The organism is Pseudomonas fluorescens NCIMB 11764 (genome assembly GCF_000293885.2).
GTDB classification, from domain to species: domain Bacteria; phylum Pseudomonadota; class Gammaproteobacteria; order Pseudomonadales; family Pseudomonadaceae; genus Aquipseudomonas; species Aquipseudomonas fluorescens_B.
The window spans coordinates 2273131-2299461 of record NZ_CP010945.1 but is presented as its reverse complement, the minus strand read 5'-3'; the positions used below and the strand labels follow the sequence as shown (position 1 = coordinate 2299461).

At 58.8% G+C, this 26331-nt stretch carries 27 protein-coding genes and 1 pseudogene; 7 read left to right on the top strand and 21 right to left on the bottom strand.

Annotation, left to right across the window (positions count from 1 at the left end):
* Positions 1–5 precede the first annotated feature (5 nt).
* Positions 6–524: a peptide-methionine (R)-S-oxide reductase MsrB gene (gene msrB / locus B723_RS10410; RefSeq protein WP_017340353.1), complete on the bottom strand. Its 519-nt coding sequence runs from the start codon at positions 522–524 to the stop codon at positions 6–8.
* A 151-nt stretch (positions 525–675) separates the two neighbouring features.
* Between msrB and B723_RS10405 the strand changes: the two genes are divergently transcribed.
* The 5 genes from B723_RS10405 to B723_RS10385 all read left to right on the top strand — a co-directional run bounded on the left by B723_RS10405 (position 676) and on the right by B723_RS10385 (position 6029).
* Entirely contained in the window at positions 676–1392 is a 717-nt protein-coding gene (locus tag B723_RS10405; protein WP_017340354.1) for a response regulator transcription factor, read from the top strand.
* Entirely contained in the window at positions 1389–2906 is a 1518-nt protein-coding gene (locus B723_RS10400) for a sensor histidine kinase (RefSeq protein WP_017340355.1), read from the top strand. The genes B723_RS10405 and B723_RS10400 overlap by 4 nt, the downstream gene beginning before the upstream one ends.
* Before the next feature lie 47 nt (positions 2907–2953).
* Positions 2954–3463 (top strand): DUF6622 family protein, encoded by a 510-nt coding sequence (locus tag B723_RS10395; RefSeq protein WP_017340356.1) that lies wholly within the window; start codon positions 2954–2956, stop codon positions 3461–3463.
* Between the two features lie 91 nt (positions 3464–3554).
* Positions 3555–4259 (top strand): hypothetical protein, encoded by a 705-nt coding sequence (locus tag B723_RS10390; RefSeq protein ID WP_017340357.1) that lies wholly within the window; start codon positions 3555–3557, stop codon positions 4257–4259.
* A 342-nt stretch (positions 4260–4601) separates the two neighbouring features.
* Entirely contained in the window at positions 4602–6029 is a 1428-nt protein-coding gene (locus tag B723_RS10385; RefSeq protein WP_017340358.1) for a PLP-dependent aminotransferase family protein, read from the top strand.
* A gap of 17 nt (positions 6030–6046) precedes the next feature.
* Here the strand turns inward: B723_RS10385 and B723_RS10380 are convergent, their stop codons facing one another.
* The 10 genes from B723_RS10380 to B723_RS10335 all read right to left on the bottom strand — a co-directional run bounded on the left by B723_RS10380 (position 6047) and on the right by B723_RS10335 (position 15300).
* Positions 6047–6847 (bottom strand): N-acyl homoserine lactonase family protein, encoded by an 801-nt coding sequence (locus B723_RS10380; RefSeq protein WP_017340359.1) that lies wholly within the window; start codon positions 6845–6847, stop codon positions 6047–6049.
* A 14-nt stretch (positions 6848–6861) separates the two neighbouring features.
* Positions 6862–7821: a diiron oxygenase gene (locus B723_RS10375; RefSeq protein ID WP_017340360.1), complete on the bottom strand. Its 960-nt coding sequence runs from the start codon at positions 7819–7821 to the stop codon at positions 6862–6864.
* A gap of 67 nt (positions 7822–7888) precedes the next feature.
* Complete coding sequence (locus tag B723_RS10370; protein ID WP_017340361.1) at positions 7889–8647, bottom strand: TauD/TfdA family dioxygenase; 759 nt, start codon at positions 8645–8647, stop codon at positions 7889–7891.
* 21 nt (positions 8648–8668) lie between these two features.
* On the bottom strand, positions 8669–9541 hold the full coding sequence (locus B723_RS10365) for a branched-chain amino acid aminotransferase (RefSeq protein ID WP_017340362.1): 873 nt from the start codon (positions 9539–9541) through the stop codon (positions 8669–8671).
* Positions 9542–9565: 24 nt separating this feature from the next.
* On the bottom strand, positions 9566–10906 hold the full coding sequence (locus B723_RS10360) for a KamA family radical SAM protein (RefSeq protein ID WP_017340363.1): 1341 nt from the start codon (positions 10904–10906) through the stop codon (positions 9566–9568).
* Positions 10907–10937: 31 nt separating this feature from the next.
* A complete protein-coding gene (gene yfcF / locus B723_RS10355) occupies positions 10938–11582 on the bottom strand; it encodes a glutathione transferase (protein WP_017340364.1) in 645 nt (214 codons plus the stop codon).
* A gap of 195 nt (positions 11583–11777) precedes the next feature.
* Complete coding sequence (locus B723_RS10350) at positions 11778–12245, bottom strand: cupin domain-containing protein (protein ID WP_017340365.1); 468 nt, start codon at positions 12243–12245, stop codon at positions 11778–11780.
* 83 nt (positions 12246–12328) lie between these two features.
* Complete coding sequence (locus B723_RS10345; RefSeq protein WP_017340366.1) at positions 12329–12826, bottom strand: RidA family protein; 498 nt, start codon at positions 12824–12826, stop codon at positions 12329–12331.
* Between the two features lie 50 nt (positions 12827–12876).
* Positions 12877–14157 carry an ATP-grasp domain-containing protein gene (locus B723_RS10340; RefSeq protein WP_017340367.1) on the bottom strand — a complete coding sequence of 427 codons (1281 nt, stop codon included), beginning with the start codon at positions 14155–14157 and terminating at the stop codon, positions 12877–12879.
* Positions 14158–14199: 42 nt separating this feature from the next.
* Positions 14200–15300: a hypothetical protein gene (locus B723_RS10335; protein ID WP_017340368.1), complete on the bottom strand. Its 1101-nt coding sequence runs from the start codon at positions 15298–15300 to the stop codon at positions 14200–14202.
* A gap of 148 nt (positions 15301–15448) precedes the next feature.
* On the opposite strand from B723_RS10335, the gene B723_RS10330 reads away from it, so the two are divergent.
* Together B723_RS10330 and B723_RS10325 are read left to right on the top strand one after the other, a co-directional pair.
* Positions 15449–16867 (top strand): PLP-dependent aminotransferase family protein, encoded by a 1419-nt coding sequence (locus B723_RS10330; protein WP_017340369.1) that lies wholly within the window; start codon positions 15449–15451, stop codon positions 16865–16867.
* A 388-nt stretch (positions 16868–17255) separates the two neighbouring features.
* A pseudogene (locus B723_RS10325) lies at positions 17256–17456 on the top strand (DUF3077 domain-containing protein).
* 60 nt (positions 17457–17516) lie between these two features.
* On the opposite strand, the gene B723_RS10320 reads toward B723_RS10325, so the two are convergent.
* From B723_RS10320 to moaE, 10 genes are all read right to left on the bottom strand, one after another.
* Complete coding sequence (locus B723_RS10320; RefSeq protein ID WP_017340370.1) at positions 17517–17831, bottom strand: helix-turn-helix domain-containing protein; 315 nt, start codon at positions 17829–17831, stop codon at positions 17517–17519.
* On the bottom strand, positions 17828–18172 hold the full coding sequence (locus B723_RS10315) for a toxin (protein ID WP_031319086.1): 345 nt from the start codon (positions 18170–18172) through the stop codon (positions 17828–17830). Before B723_RS10315 ends, B723_RS10320 begins: the two co-directional genes overlap by 4 nt.
* A 152-nt stretch (positions 18173–18324) precedes the next feature.
* Entirely contained in the window at positions 18325–19212 is an 888-nt protein-coding gene (gene cyoE, locus B723_RS10310) for a heme o synthase (protein ID WP_017340372.1), read from the bottom strand.
* A gap of 11 nt (positions 19213–19223) precedes the next feature.
* Positions 19224–19559 carry a cytochrome o ubiquinol oxidase subunit IV gene (gene cyoD / locus B723_RS10305; protein ID WP_017340373.1) on the bottom strand — a complete coding sequence of 112 codons (336 nt, stop codon included), beginning with the start codon at positions 19557–19559 and terminating at the stop codon, positions 19224–19226.
* A complete protein-coding gene (locus tag B723_RS10300) occupies positions 19560–20186 on the bottom strand; it encodes a cytochrome o ubiquinol oxidase subunit III (RefSeq protein WP_017340374.1) in 627 nt (208 codons plus the stop codon).
* A gap of 3 nt (positions 20187–20189) precedes the next feature.
* Positions 20190–22220: a cytochrome o ubiquinol oxidase subunit I gene (gene cyoB, locus B723_RS10295; RefSeq protein WP_017340375.1), complete on the bottom strand. Its 2031-nt coding sequence runs from the start codon at positions 22218–22220 to the stop codon at positions 20190–20192.
* Between the two features lie 3 nt (positions 22221–22223).
* On the bottom strand, positions 22224–23168 hold the full coding sequence (gene cyoA, locus B723_RS10290; RefSeq protein WP_017340376.1) for a ubiquinol oxidase subunit II: 945 nt from the start codon (positions 23166–23168) through the stop codon (positions 22224–22226).
* A gap of 830 nt (positions 23169–23998) precedes the next feature.
* The gene (locus B723_RS10285; RefSeq protein WP_017340377.1) at positions 23999–24508 is read right to left on the bottom strand and encodes a disulfide bond formation protein B; all 510 of its coding nucleotides are present in this window, start codon (positions 24506–24508) and stop codon (positions 23999–24001) included.
* A gap of 280 nt (positions 24509–24788) precedes the next feature.
* Positions 24789–25565 (bottom strand): ABC transporter substrate-binding protein, encoded by a 777-nt coding sequence (locus B723_RS10280; protein WP_017340378.1) that lies wholly within the window; start codon positions 25563–25565, stop codon positions 24789–24791.
* Positions 25566–25877: 312 nt separating this feature from the next.
* Complete coding sequence (gene moaE / locus B723_RS10275; RefSeq protein ID WP_017340379.1) at positions 25878–26330, bottom strand: molybdopterin synthase catalytic subunit MoaE; 453 nt, start codon at positions 26328–26330, stop codon at positions 25878–25880.
* Position 26331 lies beyond the last annotated feature (1 nt).

Below are 26331 nucleotides of genomic sequence, written 5' to 3'. Positions count from 1 at the left end.
GAGGGTTAAGCCGCCTGTGGCTTGAAGGTCATCGCCAGACCGTTCATGCAATAACGCAGGCCGGTGGGCTTGGGCCCGTCATCGAAGACATGCCCCAGATGACCACCGCAACGCCGACAGTGAACCTCTTCGCGCAGCACGCCGAAGGATCGGTCCTGACGGGTCGCCACGGCCTTGTCCAGCGGCGCCCAGAAACTCGGCCAACCGGTGCGGCTGTCAAACTTCGTGGTGGATGAAAACAACGGCAGGTCGCAACCGGCACAGGCAAAGAGGCCCTCACGGTGCTCATTGTTCAGCGCACTGCTGTAGGCCCGTTCGGTGCCCTCCTCGCGCAGTATTTCGTACTGCTCGGCGCTGAGCAGGGCGCGCCACTCGCTGTCGCTGTGGGTCACCTCGAAAATCTCCTCGGCACTGGCATCGCTGACCAGTGCGGAACGGGCGGCAAATTTTGGCAATACACCGATCACCAGGGCTGCAGCCCCCAGCCCGCCGCTCGCCAGTAGAAATTGTCGCCGTGAAAACATGGCCGTCTCCAATAATCCAAAGTGCCTTTCATGGAACACAGCCTAGGCTTGGGTTGATCGCCAAATCCTCACGGGAACTTAAACAATTCGTGATAACTCTGGCCCCGGAAAACCCGCACAATGCGCTCATTGCGCCGAAGGATTGAGCTTGATGGAACCGACCAAACGCGTCCTCGTGGTTGAGGACGACCTGCATATCGCCGACCTTATCTGCCTGCATCTACGCGATGAGCAGTTCGAGGTGGTGCACTGCGCCGATGGCAATGAAGGCATGCGACTGCTGCAGCAGGGAAACTGGGACGCACTGATCCTCGACCTGATGCTGCCGGGTGTCGACGGCCTGGAAATCTGTCGCCGCGCCCGCGCCATGGCCCGCTACACGCCGATCATCATCACCAGTGCGCGCTCCAGCGAAGTGCATCGGATACTGGGCCTGGAACTCGGTGCCGATGATTACCTGGCCAAACCCTTTTCCATGCTCGAGCTGGTCGCCCGGGTCAAGGCGCTGCTGCGTCGGGTCGACGCCATGGCGCGCAACCTGAAAATGGACGCCGGCAGCCTGATCATCGACGGCCTCTCCATCGATCCGATCACCCGCGAGGTGTCCCTTGACGGTCGGCGTCTCGACCTCACGCCACGGGAGTTCGACCTGCTGTATTTCTTCGCCCGCCAGCCTGGCAAAGTGTTTTCGCGCATGGACCTGCTCAATGCCGTGTGGGGTTACAGCCATGAAGGCTACGAGCACACGGTCAATACCCACATCAACCGCCTGCGGGCAAAGATCGAGGTCGATCCCGCACAACCGGTGCGCATCCTCACGGTGTGGGGCCGTGGCTACAAATTCGCCGCCCGGGAAGAACAGCCATGAAGCTGACCCTGACGCAACGGCTGTCTCTGGTTTTTGCCGTGTTGCTGTTGGTGTGCTGCGGCACCTCGGCCTGGATGCAGGTGCGTTCCAACCAGATGCATGAACAGGAAGTGGTGCAAGGGCTGTCCCGGGACCTGGCCCAACATATCGCCAGCGACACGGTGCTGATGGACACCCGGGGCCTGATGCCCGACGCCGTGCGAGACCTGTTCAGCAAGCTGATGCTGGTCAATCCCAGTGTCGAGGTCTATCTGCTCGACATCGGGGGCAGGATTGTCGGCAGCGCGGCGCCCGAAGGCCGGATTCACCGGGAACGGGTCGATCTGGCGCCCATCCAGCGCCTGCTCAAGGGTGATCCTCTGCCGATTCTCGGCGACGACCCGCGCAGCGTCGATGCGCGCAAGGTGTTCAGCGCGGCACCGCTGAAGGTCGACGGCAAACCTGTCGGTTATCTTTACGTGGTGTTGCTCGGCGAAGACCACGATCGCCTGGCGGAACGGGGCGCCACCAGCGCAGCCCTCAACACGGCCCTGCTGTCTATCGGACTGGTCGCATTGCTTTGCCTGATTGCCGGCCTCACCGCATTTGCCCTGATCACCCGGCCATTGCGCCGTTTGACCGAAACCGTCAGCCAGTTCGACATTGATGGCGTCCCGGCGACGCCACCCGTGCCAGCGCCGGCGGAAAAAACCGCCAGCCACGACGAAATCGCCATCCTCGACGCCACCTTCCGGCAGATGCAGGCGCGCCTCAGCGAACAATGGCGCTCGCTGACCCGCCAGGATCAGGAACGCCGCGAACTGGTGGCGAACATTTCCCACGACCTGCGTACGCCTTTGGCGTCGTTGCACGGTTATCTGGAAACCCTGTCGCTCAAGGACGCCACGCTGTCCCCCGCCGACCGTCGCCGCTACCTGGGCATCGCGCTGGATCAAAGCCGCAAGGTCGGTGGCCTGGCGCAATCGTTGCTGGAGCTGGTGCGCCTGGAACACGGTTTCGTGCAGCCCGTGCTGGAGCGCTTCTCCCTGACCGACCTGGTGCAGGACATCTTCCAGAAATTCGAACTCACCGCCGAAGCGCGCCAGGTTGAACTGAAGGCCAGCTTCGCGCCCAACGTGGCGGCTGCTTGCGCAGACCTGGGGCTGATCGAGCGGGTTCTCACCAACCTGTTCGACAATGCCCTGCGTCATACCCCTCAAGGTGGGGACATCGAATTGAGCCTGCGCCCACAAGGACCGTTCATCGAAGTCACCGTCAGCGACACCGGCCCCGGCATCGCACCGGAACTGCGCGAAGGGTTGTTCCTGCGCCCGTTCAACATTGGCGGTGCACGACGCGATGGCGGACTCGGGCTGAGAATCGTGCATCGGATCCTGCAACTGCACGGTCGCGATATCCAGCTGATCGATGTGCCCGGACGTGGCGCGACCTTTCGCTTCACGTTACCGGTCGATCAACAGACCGCAGAGCAATGGGCGGTGCGCTCCATGAATCTGAATTCGCCAGGGAAATAGTTGCCGCAACCGATCCCGACATCACTTTTCGGCAAGGACGCTGTTCGATGCTCAATACCCTGCAAAACACCCCGCTGTGGGTTTACGCACTGTTTTTACTGCTCTGTTACTACGGCATCAAAGCCCTCTCCCCGACTCACGAAAGCAAAACTTCATTGCTGATCACACCGCCGATTTTGTTGGGCTGGTCGCTGTATTCGCTGAATATGACGCTCAACCCGTCACTTTCAATCAGTTGCTGGTTGGCTGCGGTCATCGCAGGTATCGGCGTCGCACTGCTGGTTTTTTCTCACAAGGGTATCGAGCTGGATCAATCGCAAACCGCGCTGATCGTGCCGGGCACCGCAAAAACCCTGTTGCTCTACCTTTTGTTTTTCGCTGTTAACTATTTCTTTGGCTATCAGGCCGAGGTTGATCCGGAGCACTCGGCCACGCTGCCGATGGTGTTGCTCAAGGCCTGTGCATCAGGCTTTGCGAGCGGTTTGTTCTGCGGACGTTCGATCCGGTTTCATCAGGTGTTCCGGTCCCTGAAGACCGCGCCCGCCGGGAATCCGTGACAACGCCGCCTCGGTCCAATAGATTAGGCGGCCTGAAAAGGCCCAGCGCTTTCTCGCCTCAACCCAAGTTTAAAGAAGTAGTGAAATTTCAATGTCCGATTCCAATACCGCTGAATCCGTAGTCACCTTGTCGTCCAAAGCGGAATACGAAAACTCCATCAATCTTTCACAGCACGTGCCCCAGGCCAAGACCATCAGCGAGATGGTTCTGGATGCTTTCCAGTCAACTCGTGAAAGCGATCAGATCCGCGAGCTGCGCGCCGCGATTCGCCAGGCCCACGACCGCTTCGACGACGACAAAGCCTATGAACTGATGGGCGAGCTCAAGCAACTCAAGGACGCCGAAGCCGCCGACATCGCGGCCCTCGAAGACCTGAGCAGCAAATTCTCGATCAGCCGCATTCTTTCCAGCTTCAAGGACGATCCGGCGTTTCAGGAAATCGTCTACGGCCTGGCATTGAAGGTGCTGAACCAGACGCATCTAGCCATCAGCAACCCGGCCAGTGGCAAGAGCAAAACGGCTCGAGCCAAGAAAGAAGTCGAAGTGTTTACCATCAGCAAGGATGGCGTGAGCGTCACCCTGCCGCTGCGTACTCCACGCTCGCGACTGAACGTTGACCGTGAAGCACTGGAATTCCTGGGCTTCACTTTCGTCGGCGAGGGCGATGAAGCCGAACTGGAAAACGAGACGTTCCTGGACAGCGCCGGGACAGAACAAGCGGTCAATCGCAAAAACATCATTACTGCGCTCCAGCAGCAAACCGCATTCGATGGCTACAGCATCGCCGCGCAGTAACACGATTCATTGTAGCGAGTGAGCTTGCTCCAGACGGCGTTCCGACGTTGGGCTGCGTAGCGGCCCCAAGAATCTGACTGCAATTGTCGATTTTTGTGAGTGCTGCGCACTCAAGCGGGAGCAAGCTCCCTCGCCACAGGTAGCTCACTTGCACACTTGAGAGCCCCGCCCTAGAGCGGGGCTTTTTATTGCCCGCGATTCCGCTAAAAGCACGATTACTCTCACAGTATCGACACCCGAATAAACACTTCCCTTCACCCTTGAGCACCACGGGTCCGCCTGCGGGGAGCGTCAACTCACTTTCCAGCTCAAGACTTCAGTGGTGCGATTGCTGAGGTCATCATGCACACGACCCCTTTGTACCGTCAGTTAGCCAACCACTACCTCGATGCGATCCGCAGCGGCACCTTGAAAACCGGTGAACGGTTTCCCTCCATTCGACTGATGATGGAAAAACACGCCGTCAGCCTGTCGACCGCCGTGCAGGTTTGCCGGGAGCTGGAGGACTACGGCGTGCTGGAAGCCCGCCCGCGTTCCGGCAACTACATTCGCCAGCCGGACACCTTGCCCAAACCTGTCGCGACCACGCCCCCGCCTCTCGACACCGACGTCTATCTCGGCATTCACGAGCAGGTGTCATCGGTACTCAAGGCCAGCCAGCGTGCGACGATCAAAGTCAATTTCGCCAGCGCGTACTGTGCGCCGGCGCTCTATCCGTTGAAGATTTTGCAGGAGCATATGATCAAGGCGCTGCGTCAGGATCATCATTTGCTGGGTGTTCAAGGCTCGACCTGCGGCAACCTCGCATTGCGCAGCATCCTGGCGCGACGGGCGCTGACCGCCAAAGCCAATTTGACTGCCGAGAAGATTGTGATCACCAACGGCGCAACCGAAGCCATCAACCTGGCCTTGCGTGCCGTGACCCAACCCGGTGACACCGTGGCCGTGGAGTCGCCGACCTTCTACGGCCTGCTGCAAATTCTCGAAAGCCTGAACCTGCGGGTACTGGAAGTCCCGGCAACGGCCCACGCGGGCATCAATCTGTTCGCACTGGAACAACTGCTGCAAAGCCCCGAACGGATTCGGGCGCTGATCGTCATTCCCAACCTGCAAAACCCCCTGGGCAGCATCATGCCCGACGCCAACAAGGCGCGGCTGGTGCAACTGTGTGCCGAGCACGGCACCGTGCTGATCGAAGATGACACCTATGGTGACCTGGTGGATACCGAGCAGCCGTTGTCCACGCTCAAACACTGGGACTGCAGCGACAACGTGATCTATTGCGCCTCGCTGAACAAAACCCTGGCACCGGGTCTGCGCCTGGGCTGGATCAGCGCGGGAAAATGGCACGAGCGCGTGGAAATGCTCAAACACACCCAGACCCGCGGCTGTGAGACGTTGTCGCAACTGGCAGCAGGTGCGTTCATGAAAACACCGTCCTATGAGCGTTACCTGCGTCGTCTGAGGAAAACCCTGACGCAACAACGCCAACAGATGAGTGCCGCGATCACCCGCTATTTCCCACCCGGCACCTGCGTGACCGCCCCTCGGGGCGGTACATTGCTGTGGGTGGAACTGCCTGGACACTGTTCGGCCATGGCGCTTTTTCGTGAGGCACTGAATGAGGGCATTCAGATTTCACCTGGGGATATCTTTTCCAATACCCAGCGCTTTGGCCACTTTGTGCGGATTGGGTGTGGGGCGCCGTATTCGCCGAAGATCGATGAGGCGTTGCAGACCCTTGGCCGCTTACTGGCAAAGCAAGGCTGACACCCACGGGGGGATTTTCAAATCGCTGGCTGGTGCAGACAAATGATATGCGGATCGTTATTCCAGTGCGGGAATCGCTCGGCGATCAGTGGGTCATGCCCGGGAATAACGTGGTCCTCGCTGTCAGCCAAACGGTCGATTTCAATAAACGCCTCAAGCGACTGCGCCAGATCATTAATGATCGGAAACGGACTGCGCTGGCGAATGTTCGCCCACAAATGCGCCGCATCCGACGCCAGAACAATCCACCCTCGCCCTGTATTCACCCGCACCACCTGGCTACCCGGCGTATGGCCGCCCACCGGGTGCAGCGTCACCCCGGGAACGACCTCGACCGTGCCGGTATGCAAGCGCAACCGGCCTTCGAACAGCGGTGGCAGCGCCGACATGACGTCTTCGACTTCATAGGTTTTGTTTACCGTCCGATGGGCCATTTTCGGGCCGGTGCAGAAGCGCAGTTCCGCTTCCTGCAAATGCACCGTGGCTTTTGGAAACAGCCCCAGGTTGCCCGCGTGATCCCAGTGCAAATGGGTAAGAATCAGGTTCTCGACCTGCGCCGGATCGATGTCCAGTTGGCGCAGGGATTCTTCCGGCAGGCGATACATCTGACGGTTGCGCCGATCCGCCGTAGCCGGTTGAAAACAGGTATCGACCACGATGACCTGCTGCTCGTTGCGAATGACCCAGAAGTAGTAATCCAGTGGCATCGATGCATTGGGATCACCGCAGCAAGCGTCGTAAAGAAAGTTTTCCCGCGCGGTGCGCTGGGCATTGGCGCCGACACGGATGGCGAACACTTCGTACACAGGAACGGACATTTTCACCTCCTGAATCAGGCCACAGCCGCTGTTTTGAGGGTCGGACGGAAGTCGAAATCGATCTCGTCGCTGATTCCCAGATCCTGCGCCAGACGATGCAGGCCGCTGTAGTCACGCATGATCGTGGCGTTCTTGTTGCTCTCCCGGGTGTCGGCAATGATCAGCGCCGCATCCTCGACACCGAGTTGCGTCAGAATCGCCTCCCACATCGAGTAGTCCTGGGCGACAAAGGCACTCAGCGCCACCGACAACGTCTGTGCGAAAAATGCCCGCTGAGTCGGCTGCATGTTCGTGTACATGACCTTCGCCACTTCAGCGAGAATCTTGCTGTGAGCGTATTCGTCGCGGTTGTGCAACTCTGCCACGCGGCGGTTTTGCGGTTGAATGGTTTGATCGTCGGCCAGCAGATCCAGGTAAGCGTTGACGCTGATCTCGGCCACCACCGCAAAGGTGATCGCCGCCAGGTCACGCTGCCATTGCTCGGGTAACTCTTCACGCAATGCGACAAGCCGCAGATAGGTCACCGACGGCGGCAATTCCAGATCCTGATCGAGTGCGCGGTCCTCTTTGGTTCGCTCGATGGCGCGAAGATGCATGAGCGTGTGGTAGTGCTCGTCGATCAACGTCTGCTGCATCGCCTCGCGAAAATGCCAGTCGTTTTTGCCCAGGTACTGATTGGCAATGACGCTCAGCGCCGGATTCACGACGTGCTCTTCGGCCGTGACCGTGCGCAGGTTGTAGCCGATCCAGCCCCAGGTCACCACGGTGCTTTTGAGCTCGTCGCTCAGGGCCTGGAATTTCGGGTGATGGAAGAACGGCACCATGCACTCTGGATAATCCGGGCGTGCCGGATCGAACGCTTCGCTGGCCGAGGCCTTGTCCGGCGCGCACACCGTGGCCCTTTTGGTCCAGGCCTGATTAAGCCGCACGACCAGTTGATGATCGACCTTGGCGATCTCGATTGCTGTTTGCATGACGCGATACCTGTAGGACGCGTACCCGCTGAGGGGTACGCCGATGGAATAGTGGGCGACGGATGAATCAGGCCAGCCAGTAGCGGGTCAGGTTTCGCGCCGGGTCAGTGTATCGACTGCGGGCGTGGATCATTCGCCAGTTGTCCCAAATCAGCATGCAGCCGTCGGGAATCAGCACCGGCGTGTTGTGCTGGATGAAATATTCCTCGCCGAGCAGCGCGAACCTGGCCAAGGGCGATGAACTGCTCGTCACCTTCGATTGCTGCAAATCGTCCTCGGAAGGATTCACATCGCCGTAGTGAAACTGGTTGTAGCTGAAACGGAAAATGTCCCCCTCCTCTGTAGGCGTCAGGATGTACTCCTTGACCCTGGTTTGCGCCGCCTCACCCGGTTTGGCGGTGGCGACGAACTCCACGGGTGTGTCGTCGATCCATTCACGCAGCTCGGGTTCGGTGCGTTCAAGGAACCGCAGGAGCTCATACCCGTCCACCAGCCCCGTATGCCCGCCACCGCATGTCGCTTGTTGGTGACAATGCAACGCCAGATAACGCGGCGGCGGTCCATAGACCGGCGCTTCGGTGTGCGGGCCGATGCCGTTCATGCTCTGGGAGTACGGCAACGCTTCATACCCCGGCTTGCGGGTAATGGCGAACGCCGTCTGCCCGTTGAATTGCGGAATGATCCGCCCGAACTCCAGCAGCGTGCCGACGACATCGTAGGCAAATTCGGCTGGGGTCAGCACCGTCCAGCCACGGGACGACAATTCATCATGGCGATGGCCCAGTGAAACGTAAGGTGTAGACGCAACAATCCCTTGATCTGACATGGTGGTGTTCCTGGCGGTTTATCAGGCGTTAACGGTTGAGGTGTAAGCGGCAATGAATTCGCGACAGGCGTTGCCCGGTCGGTAGCGTTGTTCGTCGATGCTTTGCACGGGCGTGATTTCGGCTGCGGTGCCCGTCAGAAAACACTCATCGAAGTCGCCAAGCTCCGTAGGAAGAATCGTGCGTTCCACCACCTGGTAATCCAGCGCGCCGGCCAATTCGATGATGGTCTGACGGGTGATGCCATTGAGAAAACAATCGGGCAGCGGCGTGTGCAACGTCCGGTCCTTGACGAAGAACACGTTGGCGCTGGTGGCTTCGGCGACGTGGCCGCGCCAGTCAAGCATCAGCGCATCGTGATAGCCGTTGTTTTCCGCGTCGTGCTTGCTGAGTGTGGCGATCTGGTAATGCCCGGACGCCTTGGCTTCGAACGGGCTGCTGCTGGGTGGCGGACGACGCCACTCGGCGGTCTTCAAGCGAATGCCGCCCATGTGCCCCGCCGGGTCGAAGTAACTCGGCCATTGCCAGCAGGCGATCGCCACGTGCACACGGTTGAAGCGCGCCGACGTGGAGATCATTTCACTGCCGCGCCACGCCACCGGCCGTAGATAACCGTCGACCACGTTGTTGCGTTGCAGCAGTACATGGCTGGCCGCTTCCAGTTCGGCCAGCTCGTAGGGAATCGCGAAATCCATCAACTGCGCCGAGCGATACAGGCGCTCGCTGTGTTCACGCAGTTTGAAGATCTTGCCGTTGTAGACACGCTCCCCTTCGTACACGGTGCTCGCGTAATGCAAACCATGGGTCAGCACATGCAAGCGCGCCTCGGACCACTCGACGAACTCGCCGTCGAGCCAGATAAAACCTTCTCGCTGATCAAACGGAATACTGCTCATGTCCCTATCTCCTGATTAATCGTCCTACGCCGTTTCGAGCAGGACCGGTATCAATTCGGGCACCGCTACTGGCTCCGGCTGAAAGAAAAACGAGCGCTCGCCAAACGCCGGCCGCAGCTCATCGAACCAGGTCGCGTGCGGATCGAACCGCGCATAGAAGGTGCGCAATACCCACTGCGGATCGCGTGCCTGAAGAAACTGCAACACGAAGACTTTTTCCCCGGCCACGGTCTCGATGCCGTTGATCAACACCTTCCCGTAAAACGTGCTCATGGATGGCCCGCGCACCGTACGCGCCAGCCCGGACACCGTTCGGTAAGCCGCCTGGAAAATCTCGAAAGCCCGTGCCAGCGGCATCGCGAAGTAGTGGCTCGGCCCGGTATCGCGCTCGACAAACATGTAATAAGGCACCGCTCCCAGCCGCACGCCCTCAGTCCAGAGCGCCGCCCAATCGGCGGGGTTTTCGTTGATGTGGCGGATCACCGGCGCCTGCATGCGCAAGGTCGCCCCGGTGGAGCGAATGCGCTCGACGGCCTCGCGGGCGATGCCCTGGCGGATCTCCACCGGGTGGTTGTAGTGCCCCATGACCGACAGGTGTTTGCCCGCCGCGACGATCCGTTTAAACAGCTCCAACAGTTCCGGCGCGTCCTTGTCGCTGACAAACCGTTGCGGCCAGTACGCCACGGATTTGGTGCCGATGCGGATGCTTTTGAGGTGGGGCAGCTCCAGCAGCGGCTCGATGTACCCCGCCAGCGATCGGGTGTTCATGATCATCGGATCGCCCCCGGTGATGAGCACGTCGGTCACCTCGGTGTGCACCCGCAGGTAGTTCACCAGCTCCTGGGACTCACGCGCGTTGAACTTGAGTTCTTCCTCGCCGATGAACTGCGCCCAGCGGAAACAGAACGTGCAGTACGCGTGACACGTCTGACCGGCACCGGGGAAAAACAGCACGGTCTCGCGGTACTTGTGCTGTATGCCTGGCAGGACTTTTCCGTCGAGGGTCGCGCCGTTGTGTGTCAGCTGCCCGGCCGGATGCGGGTTCATGCGCAGCCAGATCGCCTCGATCCGACGCTTGATGGCGACGGCGTCATCCCGTTCGATCAGTTGCTTGAGCGACGCGTACTCGTCCGGCAGCAACATGTCCTTGTGGGGGAAGGTCATGCGGAAAATCGGGTCATCCGGAATGTTGCTCCAGTCGATCAGCGTGCCGAGGACGTAGTCATTGGTGCGAAATGGCATGACCCGGGCCACTACGGTCATGGCCTCCTGCAGCGCTGGCGTCAGTTTTTGCCAGTACGGCGTGTCGCGAATGGTGCGTGAGTTATAGGGTTTGTATCTTTCCTGCTCCGACAGTCCCTGCATGGCAGCGCTCCTGGTGATTGCCTGGCGGTTTTTACTGAATGGCCGGCGCTACGCGCTCTATGTCCATCCAGGCCCGGACGCTGTCGCGATCCCATTGCCGGCGCACATAGGCCGCGAGCCGCGCAGGAACGCGATCGCCATTGGCAACCAGTCGGTTGAGCATGATTGCCAGGTCCGTGTCGGCGATGCTCCAGTCTCCGAACAGATGGTCCGCGCCCTCCTCCAGCAACCGGTCGGCGACAAAGAACAGCCTTGCGACAGCTGCCTGGGCTTCATCCGACAACGGGGTTTCTTTCTTGCCGAAGTAAATGAGGTCGGCCGGACGCTCTTTGCGAATGACCAGCAGATCACTGCGCAACCAGGCCTGGAGCTGACGGGCGCGGGCGCGTTGCTTGATGTCCAGCGGGAACAGTTTGGGATGCCCCGGCGCTATTTCATCCAGGTATTCGGCAATGGCCGACGATTCCGACAATGCGAAACCTTCGTGAACCAAGGTGGGGATCTTGCAGGTCAACGAGACATCTTGATAACTCGCCTGATAGTTCTCACGCGCTTTCAAGTCCAGCGTGACAAGTTCAAACGAAAGTTGCTTTTCTTTCAACGCCACATAGGCCGACATTGCAAAAGCACTGACAAAATCTGCGCCAACATAAAGTTTCAGCTTCGTACTTTCCATAGAACGCTCCCTTGCTTAACCACAATAATCCGTTGCATTGGAAACGATCGTAGTTAGTTGGTTAAGCGCTGAACAGATACAGAAATTATCTGTTTCTACGGATACAGAACTTCAAAAATCCAGCGGACAGAAACAAAAAAGGGAGTCTGCGAATGCGGACTCCCTGGTGGGTAACAGAGGGGAAGATCGAGCGTGTCAGACCGTGGCGTCTGCCGCACTGGAGAGCTGCGCCATCTGGGGCATGTTGCTCATGTTGAGCATCGCCAGCGGCTCAGTGGCGCTGGTGTTGACGAAACCGTGGCGGGTCCAGGCTGGCACCAGCAACACGTCGCCGGGGCTGACGTTTACTGCATCGGCATCGCCCAGGGTCAACGCGCCGCTGCCGGATTGAATGATGAACAGGTGCCACCACGAATGCGCATGGCCGTTCAGCGTCGTGCCGGGTTTCAACCATTGCATGGACACCGCCATCCCTGGCGTCAACTTGCAGCCTTCGGTGCTGTCGTCGTGGGCCAGCGCGACAATATCGACCTCGCTGTCCTTGAGGTTCTGACGCATGCCTGTGAGTTCATCCCCCTTCCACACCCGGGCATTGACCGGCGGTTGGTTCAAACTCTGGCGAAAGTCCTTATATGAAAAAAACCCACCTTGAATGTTATTCATCCGCACACACCGACTTATTATCGACTTTGAGTGACCAGACACTAGGCGAACAATCAATCACTGTAAAGCCGAGCAACTAACACTCACAACACCGAAGGCCGCAGCGCCACAATCATGTCAACTTCCACGGCGGCATTTTTCGGTAACTGATAAACGCCGACAGTGGTTCGCGTATGTTTCCCCGCATCGCCCAGCACATGACTGAAGACATCCGATGCACCGTTGGCCACTTCACTGAGATCAACAAAGTCCGCCGTACACTTCACGTACACCGTGACCCGTATCAACGACTTGATCTTGTCCAGCGAACCGATGGCATCGACGATCAGTGCCAGCCCGCGCATGGCGCTGATGCTGGCGGCCGCTTGGGCATCCGCCAGGCTGAGCTCAAGCCCGACCCTGCCCGGGTACTGCATTTTGCCGCTCATGCGCGGGACCAGGCCGCTGACGTAGATTTCATCGTGATGGCGCACCAGCGGTGCGTAACGTCCGCCCACGGTGTTCTCGCCGTAGATGTCGTAGTTGAGTTCTTTCGCCAGGGCGATGAACCGCTCGTCACACGACATTTTTTGCTCAATCATTCACTCAACCCTCTTAAACCAATAATGCTTGGAACTTTGATCCCGAAGGCTCAACCCACGGCTCTCGCCGGCGCCGCCAGGCAGGTGACTTCGACGCGCGACTCGATCGCCTCTGCCAGGCGCAGCAGGTTGTCGCTGAGCTGCCCGTAGTTTTCGTCGAACAAAACGATGTGGCCGATAAACGACGTGTTGTCCTTCACCAGTGCGGTGACTGAATCACTGAGGCGCTTGGCGTACACCGCCTCGACCAGCTCGATGTCCAGCTCCCGGGCCAGGGTTTCGATGTCCGGCACGTAGCGCAAAAGACCACCGGCCGGCGCCCGGAGCAGACGAATGCCGCAATAGCCACGGGCAACGGGGTCGTGATGGTCGACCTTGCCTTCCACCGCCCAGCGGACCCAGCGTTCCCATGGATCGAAATCGATGAACGCCAGACGCGCCAGGTCCCAGATGTGCATGCCGCCGGGGCGCATGTTGGTTTCCACCGCCGAGGTCAGGCCGTCGCGGCGCAGGAAGACCTCGTTGTGATAGGCGCCGTTTTCCAGCGACACCAGTCCAGACATATGTCGGCCGGCAGCCGCCAGGCGCGCCTGTACGTCAGCCGCCAGCGGCGCCGGCACCACTTGCTGGATCTCCGCGCGATAGGCGCCTTCGGTGGTGGTTTTCTCGGTGACCCAGGTGCTGCCCGCGACGTAATCCCAGCTGTATTCACGGGCGTTCTGAATCAACTCTTCGAGGACGATGCCGCCTTCGCGATAGGGCTTGAGCGCCTGCCAGGCCTCGTCACATTCGGACGGATGATGGATAACGCGGCAACCTCGGCTGGCGCCTTCGCAGGCCGGTTTGATGAAGGCCTTGCCGCCCAGTTCGACCACCCGCTGACGCAGTTCCCCCAGGCTTTCGATACGTGCGGAAAACACCGGGCGGTAGTCCTCCGGCGCTGTGTCGGCGGCCGCTTCCAGCTTGCGAAAGATCTGTTTGTCCAGCCCCGCCCGCGCCTCGCCGGGGGTAATGCCGGGAAGGTCGAAACGGGTGGCCAACGCGGCACCCAGCAACACACCACGGTCGGAAAATGGCAGGACGCCGATCAGCTTCCAGCGATCGGCACCCAGGCAACCGACCAGCAGATCGACGGAATCGGCGATGTCCTGCGGCGCCATCGAGGCCGTGCAGACGTGATCCGCGACCTGATCGTCATCGGGCTGAATCTGCTCGACCACCAGGATCAACCTGGCGTTATAGAGTGTCTTGCAGAGGTCGCGCAGCTTCTGGATATCGTGAACCCGGTTGCCGTTGTACCCGACCACTACTACGCATGACGTGGTGTTCATGAAACCTCCGACCTGTGGAGTAAAAAACGCAAACGCGGTGACTCAGTCGTGCAGTGACGCGTTGGCCCTACGGTTGAGCCAGTACCAGGCGAGGATGCCGCCCGCGCCGATAGCGGCCAGTACCAGTGCGCTATAGGGCGGTGGCATGACTCGCATGATCAATACCGTCAGCCCGGCGCCAACGCCCAGGGAGACTTCCTTGACGAACATGTTGTTTTGCTTGACGGAGAAGTAATCGAGATAGCTGAACGCGCACTCGGCGATGGACAGCAGCGCCACCCAGATCAACGCGCCGGCGAGGGTTTCGACGTGGAACGCATCCGGCGACGAGAGCACGGCGAAGCCGCCGATGATGATCCCGATGACAGCAACCACTTTGAAGCGCCCGGTACGCTCGATCAGTTTCATCACCGGCACCTGGGCGAACACCACCACGGCGCTGTTGAGGATCAGCATCAAGCCGTACCAGGCCGGCAATTCACCGGTCTTGAGCAGGATCGCCTGGGGCAGGATCGAGAACACGCCGAACAGCTTGATACCCATGATGACGCCAGCGATCACCCACGGCAGCTTGTTGCGCCAGCCGCTGCCGTCGTGGGTGTTTGGTTGGGCGACTACCGACTGCGTGGTGAAGGTCGCGCCCATGGCGATGGGCAGGCACAGCAGGACGAAACCCGCGGCACCGAGGAAAAACAGGGTTGGGGTCAGCAGCGGGGAAAGCAGGATCAACCCCGCCACCAGACTGCCCATGTTCATGGCGACACGGTTGTAGGCCGCGCCCTCTTTGGTCTGGGCGGCTTCGCTCTTGATCAGGTAACCGGCAATGGCAATGCCGTAGGCGAACAACGCTGCGGCAAACATCACAATGCCCTGGTTGCTGGTGACTGCCAGCAACACCAATCCGAGGGCGGCGCACATGAGCGTAACGCTCAGTGACCGACGGCCGAGCACCAGCAATGTCAGCGGCAGCAGCAACAGCAAGGCCCGATACCCGAGGGCGAGGATGCTGTTGGTGGCGGTGTCGAGCCAGACGTTGGCCTTGCCCAGCACGGCAAACAGCGACACGGCGGTGATGATCCGGATCGTGAACAGGCGAATGTTGATCACCGGTTTGGCGACGGCGACCGTTGTTTGAACACTCATGCAACACCTCTGGAACCAGCGACTGTTCAGGCGTCCAGCGCGAACAATCAGGAAAGTCTGTAAGGTGATGGTAGAGAGAGTCGCTTGTTTTCATCAGAGCAAGTTCGTATAGAATCAAACGAACTTTACTGCCGGAGAGACCAGTAAAATGCAGGTTCAGCGAGCAGTGATCGCCGCCATCGAGTTCCAGCCGGGAGTGCCGCTGGTCCAGCAGATCGTCGATCAATTGTCGGTGGCGATCAGCCAGGGCGGGCTGCCTCACGGCTCGCGGCTGCCGCCGATTCGCGAACTCTCCGAGCTGATGAACGTGGGCAAGTCCACGGTGGTGGATGCGCTGGATCGCCTGCGGGCCAAGGGTCTGGTGGTTTCACGCCAGGGTTCGGGGCATTACGTGCACCGTTCCAGCCTCACGCTCAAGACCGATGCCGGCCCGGACCTGCAACCTCAAGACACACTGAGCGTGGTCCGCCGCGCGGTACTGCAGGACAATGGTGCGCTGCGCCCGGGTGCCGGTTTCCTGCCGTCCTCGTGGCTACCGGCAGAAGAATTGCTGAAAGCCGTGCGCGGCACCCTGCGCGCAACCTCCCTGCGCATGGGCGAATACGGCGTCGCTGCCGGTTACCTGCCGCTGCGCGAAGCGTTGCGGGTCAAACTGGCGACCTTGGGCATCGAAGTGCCGGTGGACCAGATCATCACCACCGCCAACACCGTGCAGGCCATCGACATGCTGATGCGTCTGCTGGTCAAACCCGGCGACACGGTGCTGCTCGACGATCCGTGCTACTTCACCATGCACACCAACCTGGCCTTGCATGGCGCTCGGGTCATCACCATTCCCCGTGCCGCCGAGGGCATGGACCTGGACGCCTTGGAACAATTGCTGATTACCCATCGGCCCGTGCTCTACATGACCAATAACACCCTGCACAACCCGACCGGGCACTCGTTCTCCCCGGCGCAGGTCTATCGCTTGCTGGAGTTGAGCCACCGTTATGGTTTTCACATCGTCGAAGATGATCTGTATTGCGATATGCAACAACGAACCACGCCGCGCCTGGCAGCAGGTGGGCTGGACAATGTCAGTTATGTCTCCGGTTTCTCCAAGACCCTGACGGCGAACAGTCGGGTCAGCTATGCGGTGCTTTCGCCGCAACTGGCAGCCCGGATGGTCACCCTGAAAATGGCCTGCGGTGGCATGACGTCGGAACTGGCGGAACAGATTATCTGCACCATGCTCAGTGATGGCAGCTACGCCAAACACACGCGGCGCACGGTGGATCGGCTTTACGAATCGAGCAGTCGGGTGTCGAGCTGGCTGGTGGAGGCGGGTTGTTCCGTTTCTTCGCTGCCGCATGAAGGGTTGTTCATCTGGACGCGTCTGCCCGAAGGGCATCATGCCGAAACGTTGGCGAGGAAGGGTCTGGACATCGACCTGGTGCTGGCGCCTGGCACCCTGCTCAGCAAAGCGCCGGATGCCAGTCACTTTCTGCGTTTCAACGTGGCGCACAGCGATAACCTTCAGGTGCGGGAGCGGTTTCTCCGGTTGCTAGACGATTGCAAAAAGTAACCGCATCACTCCCCTGTGGCGAGAGAGCTTGCTCCCGCGGGAGTGCGAAGCGATCCCCTGCATTTTCTTCTGAGATACCGAATTTATAGGCCTAAGCGACTGCTGCGCAGCCGAGCGGGAGCAAGCTCCCTCGCCACAGGGGACCGCGTCGGACATAGCAATTGCTGGCGGCATGACATCCACTGCCACCAGATCGCTACGATTGTGATCCCCGCCTCCCGCACGCTAACTTCGATGCATCGCTGCCAATTCAGCGACCGGGCCTGATAACTCGAACACGATGTAGGCACCCATCGGAGTTCTCCTTTATGCACGCCCACAATCCGTTCAAAATTTATGCATCTGTGCCAGCTGTCCCCCGTCACCTCCCAACCACAGGAGGTGCCCAATGACCAACCCTCAAGACCTGGAAACCATCGGCATCACCCCTTCTCCTTCCACGCCAACCAACCGCTGTTCCGCATCAACCGTGGCGTCCCGCGATAGCGACCGGTATGCCTGGGCATCGCATTTTCTGCAGGATATGAGCAAGGCCATCATCGATGATGTGGCGAAGGTGCTCGATGCACCGTGTAACAACGGGACGTAAATGAAAAAGCCCCGCCCTTTTCTCAAAGGGCGGGGCTTTTTTAGCAATTCCATCATTTGCTCAAACAGCTGCCAGTCGATCAACCATGTCAGGGAATTTCTCCACCAGCCTGATCAGCAAGGCAGCTTGGGCATTAGGTCTCGATTTTTCCTGCTCCCAATTCCTCAGGGTGCTCGGACTGGTTCGAATACGCTTGGCAAAAACGGCTTGAGACATATGTAACTTTTCTCGCAGTGCAACGATCTCTTGCGCCCCTACCTCAGGCGCAGGGATGTCCTCAATTGACGTATTGCGCAACGTGATCTTGCCTTCGCGTTGAGCCGCCATCTCATCAACGCCCTGCATCAATTCTGCAAACAGGTCGCGCTTTTTCATGGGGTACCCCGTACTTTCAACTCTGTCTCTATGGCTTTCTTGAGCGCTTTCTCTTGGTCGGCGCTCAAATTCTCAAGCTCATCTTTGTCATAAATTGCAAACATCCAGAACTGGCCATCATTCATAAGCCAATAATAGATAACCCGCAAGCCACCTCGCCTGCCTTTACCTCGACGGCCATCTGCCCAGCGCAACTTTCGGAAGCCGCCTGTTCGAGGCATGACGTCGCCGGCCTGCGGATTCAGCTGCATATGGGTTTGCAACGCACGATACGCATCGTCCGTCAGATAATTGCCAACGGTGGCAGTGAAGGAAGAGGTTTCGAAGAATACGGTTCGCACTGACAAACTATAGGCAATTTGCTTATAGTCAGGCAACCGATGAATGATCTACCTGACGAGCTGTCCTGGCTTTCAATCCACTGGAAAACCCTCAATAAAAAACCCCGCGCCTTTTCTCAAAGGGCGGGGTTTTTCGTTACAGCATCCGACGCTTAAGGCGCGTACGTCAGCAACAACTCGCTCGGCACTTTGAAGTCCAGGGACATCATCACGCTCAACGCGGTAATGGTGAAGATCGAGAACACGAACAGCTTGCGTGCCCAGACCGTGTCATCCACTGCCTTGTAGCCGGTCCAGGCCATGTACAGCCAGTACATGCCCATGGCCGCGGCGACGGCGAGGTAGCTCATGCCGGCGTAGCCGCTGAAGGTCAGCATCAAGGTCGCCACGAGGAAGGCCAGGATGTAGATCAGGATGTGCTTCTTCGCCACTTGAATCCCGCGCTTCACCGGCAACACCGGAATCGAGGCGGCCAGGTAATCGTTGAAGCGGAAGATCGCGATGGCGTAGGAGTGCGGCATCTGCCACAGGCTGAACATCACCAGCAGCGTCAGTGCGGCCATGTCGAAGCTGTTGGTCACAGCGACGTAACCGATCACCGGCGGCATCGCCCCCGACAGACTGCCCACCAGCGTGCCGTGAACCGACTTGCGCTTGAGGTACAGGCTGTAGAAGCCGACGTAGATGACGAAACCGATCACCGCGAACAGCGCAGCCAACGGGTTGGCCACCTTGTACAACAGCGCAACGCCGGCAACACCCAGGACGGTCGCGAAGACCAGCGCCAGTTTCAGGGAGATCAGGCCCTGGACCAGCACCCGGTTCTTGGTACGTTCCATCTTCAGGTCGATGTCGCGGTCGATGCAGTTGTTGAACACGCAACCGGAAGCGACCACCAGGGACGTGCCGATCATGGCGGCCAGGAAGATGGCCAGATCGACATGCCCTTTCGAGGCCAGGAAAAATCCGCCTGCCACTGAAAGCACGTTACCGAAAATGATCCCCGGTTTGGTGATTTGGATAAAGTGCTTCAAGGACATCCGGATTTACCTCACTTCGCCATCATGTTGGTGTGGATGCTGAACATGATCCACAGCGACAGGCCAACCAGCAGGACAATCACGATCGCGGCGAACACAAATGCAATCACGTTGTTACGCTGCGCGGCGGAACGGTCCAGGTGGAGGAAGTACACCAGGTGCACCAGCACCTGGATCACTGCAAACGCCAAGACGATCCACAGGGTGAGCGATTTCGGCAGCGACGGGTACATCACCAGGCCGAAAGGAATGACGGTCAGGATCACCGACAGGATGAAGCCGATAGCGTAAGACTTGACGCTGCCGTGGCTAGCGTCGTGGCTATCGTGGGAATGAGCGTTAGCCATTTACATAGTCCCCATCAGATAAACAACGGTGAATACGCAGATCCACACCACGTCCAGGAAGTGCCAGAACAGGCTCAGGCAGCTCAGACGGGTCTTGTTGGTCGCCGTCAGGCCGTTTTTCTGCACCTGGTACATCATGATCGCCATCCAGATCAGACCGCTGGTCACGTGCAGACCGTGGGTGCCGACCAGGGTGAAGAACCCGGACAGGAAGCCGCTGCGGCTAGGACCGAAGCCCTCGGAGATCAGCATGTGGAACTCGTTGATCTCCATGCCGATGAAGCCGGCACCGAACAGGAAGGTCATGGCCAGCCAGCCCAGGACCTGGTTCTTCTTGCCCTTGAACAACGCCAGCATGGCGAAGCCGTAGGTGATCGAGCTGAACAGCAGCAGAGCGGTTTCGCCCAGTACGTATGGCAGCTCGAAGATGTCGTGGCCCGACGGGCCACCCGCTACGTTGTTAACCAGTACCGCGTACGCCGCGAAGATCGACGCAAACAGAATGCAGTCGGTCATCAGGTAGAGCCAGAAACCGAATACGGTCATCTCGCCCGAGTCGTGGTGATGGTCATCGTGCCCATGTTCATCGACATGGGTGTGTCCAGCATTGGTCACTAAGTTCGACATGGTTTAAGCCTGTTCCAACGAGGTTTCAACACGGGTGGCGGAGGCTGGGATTTTCCCGGCCGCGACCAGACGCTTGTGCTGCTCGGCTTCAATGCGCTCGATCACGTCGACCGGCACCATATAGCCTTGATCATCGCGGGCAGCGTGGATCACGAAGTAGCCCACGGTGCCGACCAGGCCAACGATGGCCAGCCACCAGATGTGCCAGATCATCGCGAAACCGAACACGGTCAACAGAGCACCCATGACCAGGCCGGTCGCGGTGTTGTTTGGCATGTGGATCGGTTCGTAACGAGCAGGAGCCTGGTACGCGGTACCGTTTTCCTTGGCTTCGGTGAACGGATCGATGGTTTCCGCTTTTGGCAGCACGGCGAAGTTGTAGAACGGTGGTGGCGACGAGGTCGACCATTCCAGCGTGTGGGCATTCCACGGGTCGCCGTGTTCGCACATGTTTTCCGGCTTGTTGCGGTCACGCACGCTGACGTACAGCTGAATCAGCTGGCAGGCGATGCCCACAGCGATCATCACCGCACCGAACATGGCGACGTACAGGTACGGCACCCACTCAGGGTTGGTGGTGGCGTTCAGACGACGGGTCATGCCCATGAAGCCCAGTGCATAGAGCGGCATGAACGCGACGAAGAAGCCCGAGATCCAGAACCAGAACGCTGCCTTGCCCCAACCTTCGTGCAGCTTGAAGCCGAACGCTTTAGGGAAGTAGAAGCCGAAGCCGGCGATGTAACCGAATACCGCACCGCCGATGATCACGTTGTGGAAGTGAGCGATCACGAACAGGCTGTTGTGCAGGACGAAGTCCGCACCCGGAATGGCCAGCAGTACGCCGGTCATGCCGCCGATGGCGAAGGTCACCATGAAGCCCAGGGTCCACAGAACCTGGCTGGTGAAACGCAGACGCCCTTGGTAAATGGTGAACAGCCAGTTGAACAGCTTCACCCCCGTCGGGATCGAAATCAGCATCGTCGCCAGACCGAAGAAGGCGTTGACGCTGGCACCCGAACCCATGGTGAAGAAGTGGTGCAGCCAGACCATGAAGCCCAGGATCGAGATCGCGCCCGATGCATAGACCATCGAGTGGTGGCCGAACAGACGCTTGCCGGTGAAGGTCGAGATGACTTCGGAGAAGATCCCGAACGCCGGCAGAATCAGGATGTAAACCTCGGGGTGACCCCAGGCCCAGAACAGGTTGACGTACATCATCGGATTGCCACCAAGTTCATTGGTGAAAATGTGGAAATCCATGTAACGGTCAAGTGTCAGCAGTGCCAGGGTAGCGGTCAGGATCGGGAACGAAGCCACGATCAGGACGTTGGCCCAGGTGCAGGTCCAGGTGAAGATCGGCATGTCCATCAGCTTCATGCCAGGGGTACGCATCTTCAGCACGGTGGCCAGGAAGTTGACCCCCGTCAGCGTCGTCCCCAACCCGGAGAGCTGTAGCGCCCAGATGTAGTAATCCATCCCCACGCCCGGGCTGTATTGCAGGCCCGACAGCGGTGGATAGGCAACCCAGCCGGTCTTGGCGAATTCGCCGACGCCCAGGGACAGGTTGATCAGCACGACGCCGGAGACCAGCAGCCAGAAGCTCAGGGAGTTCAGGAACGGGTAGGCAACGTCACGCGCGCCGATCTGCAGCGGCACTGCAAGGTTCATCAGGCCGGTGAAGAATGGCATCGCCATGAAGATGATCATGATCACACCGTGAGCGGTGAAGATCTGGTCATAGTGTTCAGGTGGCAGGTAGCCAGGCGAACCCTCGGTGGCCATGGCCAACTGGGTACGCATCATGATGGCGTCGGCAAAACCGCGCAGCAGCATGACCATGGCAACGATGATGTACATCACGCCGATTTTCTTGTGGTCGACCGAGGTCAGCCACTCGGACCACAGGTAGGTCCACTTCTTGAAATAGGTGATTGCAGCGAACAGCGCCAGACCACCGAGCGCGATCATGGCGATGGTCACCATCACGATCGGTTCGTGGAACGGGACCGCTTCCCAACTTAATTTACCAAACATCGTTTACTCCTCTGCCCCGGCAGCTGAATGCGAACTCATGTCCATCCCTTCCGTGGCGGCCACTTCGTGCTCTTTCTTCTCGTGGTGCAGCGGCTTGCCCGGTTTCATGCCTTCGTACTTGTCGACGATGATCTGGAACAGGTTCGGCGTGACCGAGGAGTAGAGCTCGACTGGGTTGTTCTGGCTTGGCTTGGAAAGGGCTTCGTATTCAGCTTTTTCAAGCTGTTTAGGTGCCTTTTTGACTTCGCTGACCCAGGCGTCGAAATCTTCCTGGGAAGTGGCGATAGCTTTGAACTTCATACCGGTGAAACCAGCACCGCTGTAGTTGGCGGAGATACCGTCCATTTCAGCGTTCTGGTTGGCGATCAGGTGCAGTTTGGTCTGCATGCCGGCCATCGCGTAGATCTGGCCGCCCAGCGCCGGGATGAAGAACGAGTTCATCACGGAGTCCGAAGTCACCTTGAAGTTGATCGGCGTGTGCGCCGGGAACACGATCTTGTTGACGGTGGCGATGCCTTGCTCCGGATAGATGAACATCCACTTCCAGTCCAGCGCGACCACTTCAATGGTGATTGGCTTGACGTCGGATTCCAGCGGCTTGTACGGGTCCAGCGCGTGGGTCGACTTGTAGGTGACGTAACCCAGGGCAATGATGATCAGCACCGGAACAGCCCACACCGCGATTTCGATCTTGGTGGAGTGCGACCACTTTGGCGTGTAGACGGCGTCAGTGTTGGACGCGCGGTATTTCCAGGCGAACAGGAACGTCATGATGATGACCGGAACCACGACCAACAGCATCAGCAGCGTTGCGGTGATGATCAGGTTTCGCTCGTCCAGGCCAACCTGGCCCTTGGGATCGAGCAAGGTCATGTTGCAGCCTGACAGCAGCAATGTGCCGATCAGCGGCAATAAGCCTAGTAGTCTGGGGTACCTGTTTTTACTCATCTCACGACCTCTAAAGCAGCTTGCGCAATGCAGTTGGGTTTTGATCGCCAACACTTCACCCTGCCAAGGGTTGGCATTTTCTTGGATTGAATAAGTGGCTGCCCGTCGCGCGTCAGACGCTGCTCGACAAATCCTGGGCCAGCGGTGAGTTCTTATTCGAATTCGTGGTCAAAGGCCTTGTTACAGACCAATTCCATTTGGTGCGGATAGTTGGAAGGCACCGACACCAGAGGCATCGCATGAAGCCATCCGGCTTCTCGACGTCCTATTGCTGCTCATGCACCTGAGTCAGGGTGAGCAGTGCCGGGAATTCAGTGCGGGCGATTGTAGATATGTAACGATTCATAAACCATGTCTCATCCCGAAATAATTTTTATCCATTCCAGCAACAATCCTTGACGTTTTTTGCAAAAGTGCGCCATGTTATCGAAATTGATTCTCAACAAAAACACCAAAAATAGTAGGTCTACCGCACGCAGTTCAGACAGTATCGAAGGCTCTGCCCTCCCCTTCGACCCAGCCCAAGCCCCCATGTGACAAGGGTTCTGGCAATTTGCCAGAGCCTGTTAAAACGGCCTGTTCCAGGTTGAGAGCGTTGAAGCCAGCAGCGAAATAATCAGGCCAATTTCATTGCGTCTACACGTACCAATCCGACTCGTTGAAACGTCTTGCGACACTCGCACTGTGACAACATGTCGCACATGTGCCGCACCCGTTCTTGTCGCGCATCAAGGTCTTTTTTTCCGCACCCCTGAAAGGCAAAACGCCCCGGCCCTCTCAACGAGGGCCGGGGCGTTTTCAGGTGTTATTCAGCGATGCGGCGAATGATCTCAGTGCAGCGTCTTGCGGTTACGCGAAGTGAGCAACGGCACCAGCACCACCACCAGTACAAAAGCGATCAACGCCCACTGTGCCAGCGACAGACCGAGGATCGGCGGGTACGGCGTGGAGCAGAAACCATCGACCTGGAACCCCAGCGGGAAGATCTTCGCCAGCGGCAGGCCATCGACAATCGGCTGCAACACATCGATGCCGCAGCTCACCGCCGGATAGAACTGGGTATAGACGTGATGCCCGGCTACGCCGACGCCTGCCAGGGCGCAGATCACCACCAGGGTTTCAAACACCGTGATGCTGCGGCGGGTGCGCATCGCCGCACCGATGAACGCGAAGATGGCGATCAGCAGCAAGGCATAGCGTTGCAGGATGCACAGCGGGCACGGTGCCTCGCCCAGTACGATTTGCATGTACAGCGCGCCACCGATCAGCGCCAGGCAGATGATGCCCAGCAACACCAGGTAGCGCCGCTCACGGCCCAACCGCATCGTTTCCTCGCTCATTGCGTTTCCCTTCTAGATTTCGATTGACCGGAAGTCTACACGCTGGCCCGGACCTTGGAGAGCCCGGGGCGCATGGAATAGATGTCGGGAAATAAACGATAAGGCGGTTAAGAAGGGATTAAATTCGGGCTGTTTCCAGAGATTTGCATGATCCCACGACCGCATCGCCAGCAGGCTGGCTCCCACAGTGGCGGGCTCTCACCCTGGAATGTACTCACAGGCTGGCCCACCTTGGAAATGCATTCAACTGTGGGAGCCAGCCTGCTGGCGATGCGATTGCTCAGTCGCCGTAGATATCAGACTTGAAATACTTGTCCGAAATCTTCTGGTACTCGCCACTGGCGCGAATGCCGTCGATGGCCGTGTTCAACTGGCTGACCAACTCGGTGTTGCCCTTGCGCACCGCAATCCCGGCCCCCTCACCCACGTATTTCGGGTCCTTGAGCTCCGGGCCAACAAAGGCGTAACCCTTGCCACGGGGCATCGACAGGAAGTCGTTCAGCGGGATGGTGTCGGCAAAAATGGCATCGAGGCGACCAGCCGCCAGGTCCATGTAGATCTCTTCGTTGTTGCCGTAACGCTTGACGTTGATGCCCTTGGGTTCAAACACCTCGGTGGCGTAACGATCGGTGGTGGTCGCACGCTGCACGCCGACGGTCTTGCCCTTGAGGCTGGCGTACTGATCATCCACGGTTGCGCCTTCTTTCATCACCAGACGCGATGAGGTGAAGTAGTACTTGTGGGTGAAATCCACCGACTTCTTGCGGTCTTCGTTGATGGTCATGGACGACAGCGCCATGTCGATTTTCTTCACTTTCAGGGAAGGAATCAGGCCATCGAACTCACCTTCGACCCAGACGCACTTGACCTGCATCTGCGCGCACAAGGCATTGCCGATGTCGTAGTCGAAACCGACAATTTCGCCTTTGTCGGTTTTGGACGCAAACGGCGGGTAAGCCGCTTCGATGCCGATACGCAGGGTTTTCTCGGCGGCGAACAAAGTGCTGCACGCCAACAGGCTCAGGGCCAGACCGGTGATGAGGGGGAATTTCTTCATGTTCGTTCTCTCGCGGGTTGTTGTTGGTTTGGCAAGACAGAAGAAAGAGCAGAAACGGGGGAATGCGCTTTTTGTACTTATAATTCCATACTGGACTTTTATGTATGAAGCGTCAATTAGAGGAAGGAAAATGTGCCGGCCGATAGTCGGGTGGTGAGCAATGAAGGTATTGGGTGAAGCTAATGACCCCATCGCGAGCAGGCTCGCTCCCACAGGGGAACGTCGTCGTACACAAATTTTGAGTTCATGCAGATCAACTGTGGGAGCGAGCCTGCTCGCGATGGGGCCAGAGCAGCCGACAAAAACGTTTGATCACTGCTTCCAGCGATCCGCCGCCGCATGATCACTGTCACGCCCTTCAACCCAACGCGCACCATCGCTGGTGTTTTCCTTCTTCCAGAACGGCGCACGGGTTTTCAGGTAGTCCATGACAAAGGCGCAGGCGTCGAACGCCGCCTGGCGGTGGGCGCTGGCGGCGCCGACAAAGACGATCGGCTCGCCAGGCTCCAGCGCGCCGATGCGATGCAGCACTTCCAGCTTGAGCAACGGCCAGCGCTGCTCGGCCTCGGTGACAATCTTGCCAAGGGCCTTTTCGGTCATGCCCGGATAGTGTTCAAGAAACATCCCGGCAACGTCTAGCCCGTCATTGAAGTCGCGCACGTAGCCGACAAAACTCACCACCGCGCCGACACCGACATTGGCGGCGTGCATGGCGTTGACTTCGGCGCCCGGATCGAACGCCGTGGATTGCACACGAATGGCCACG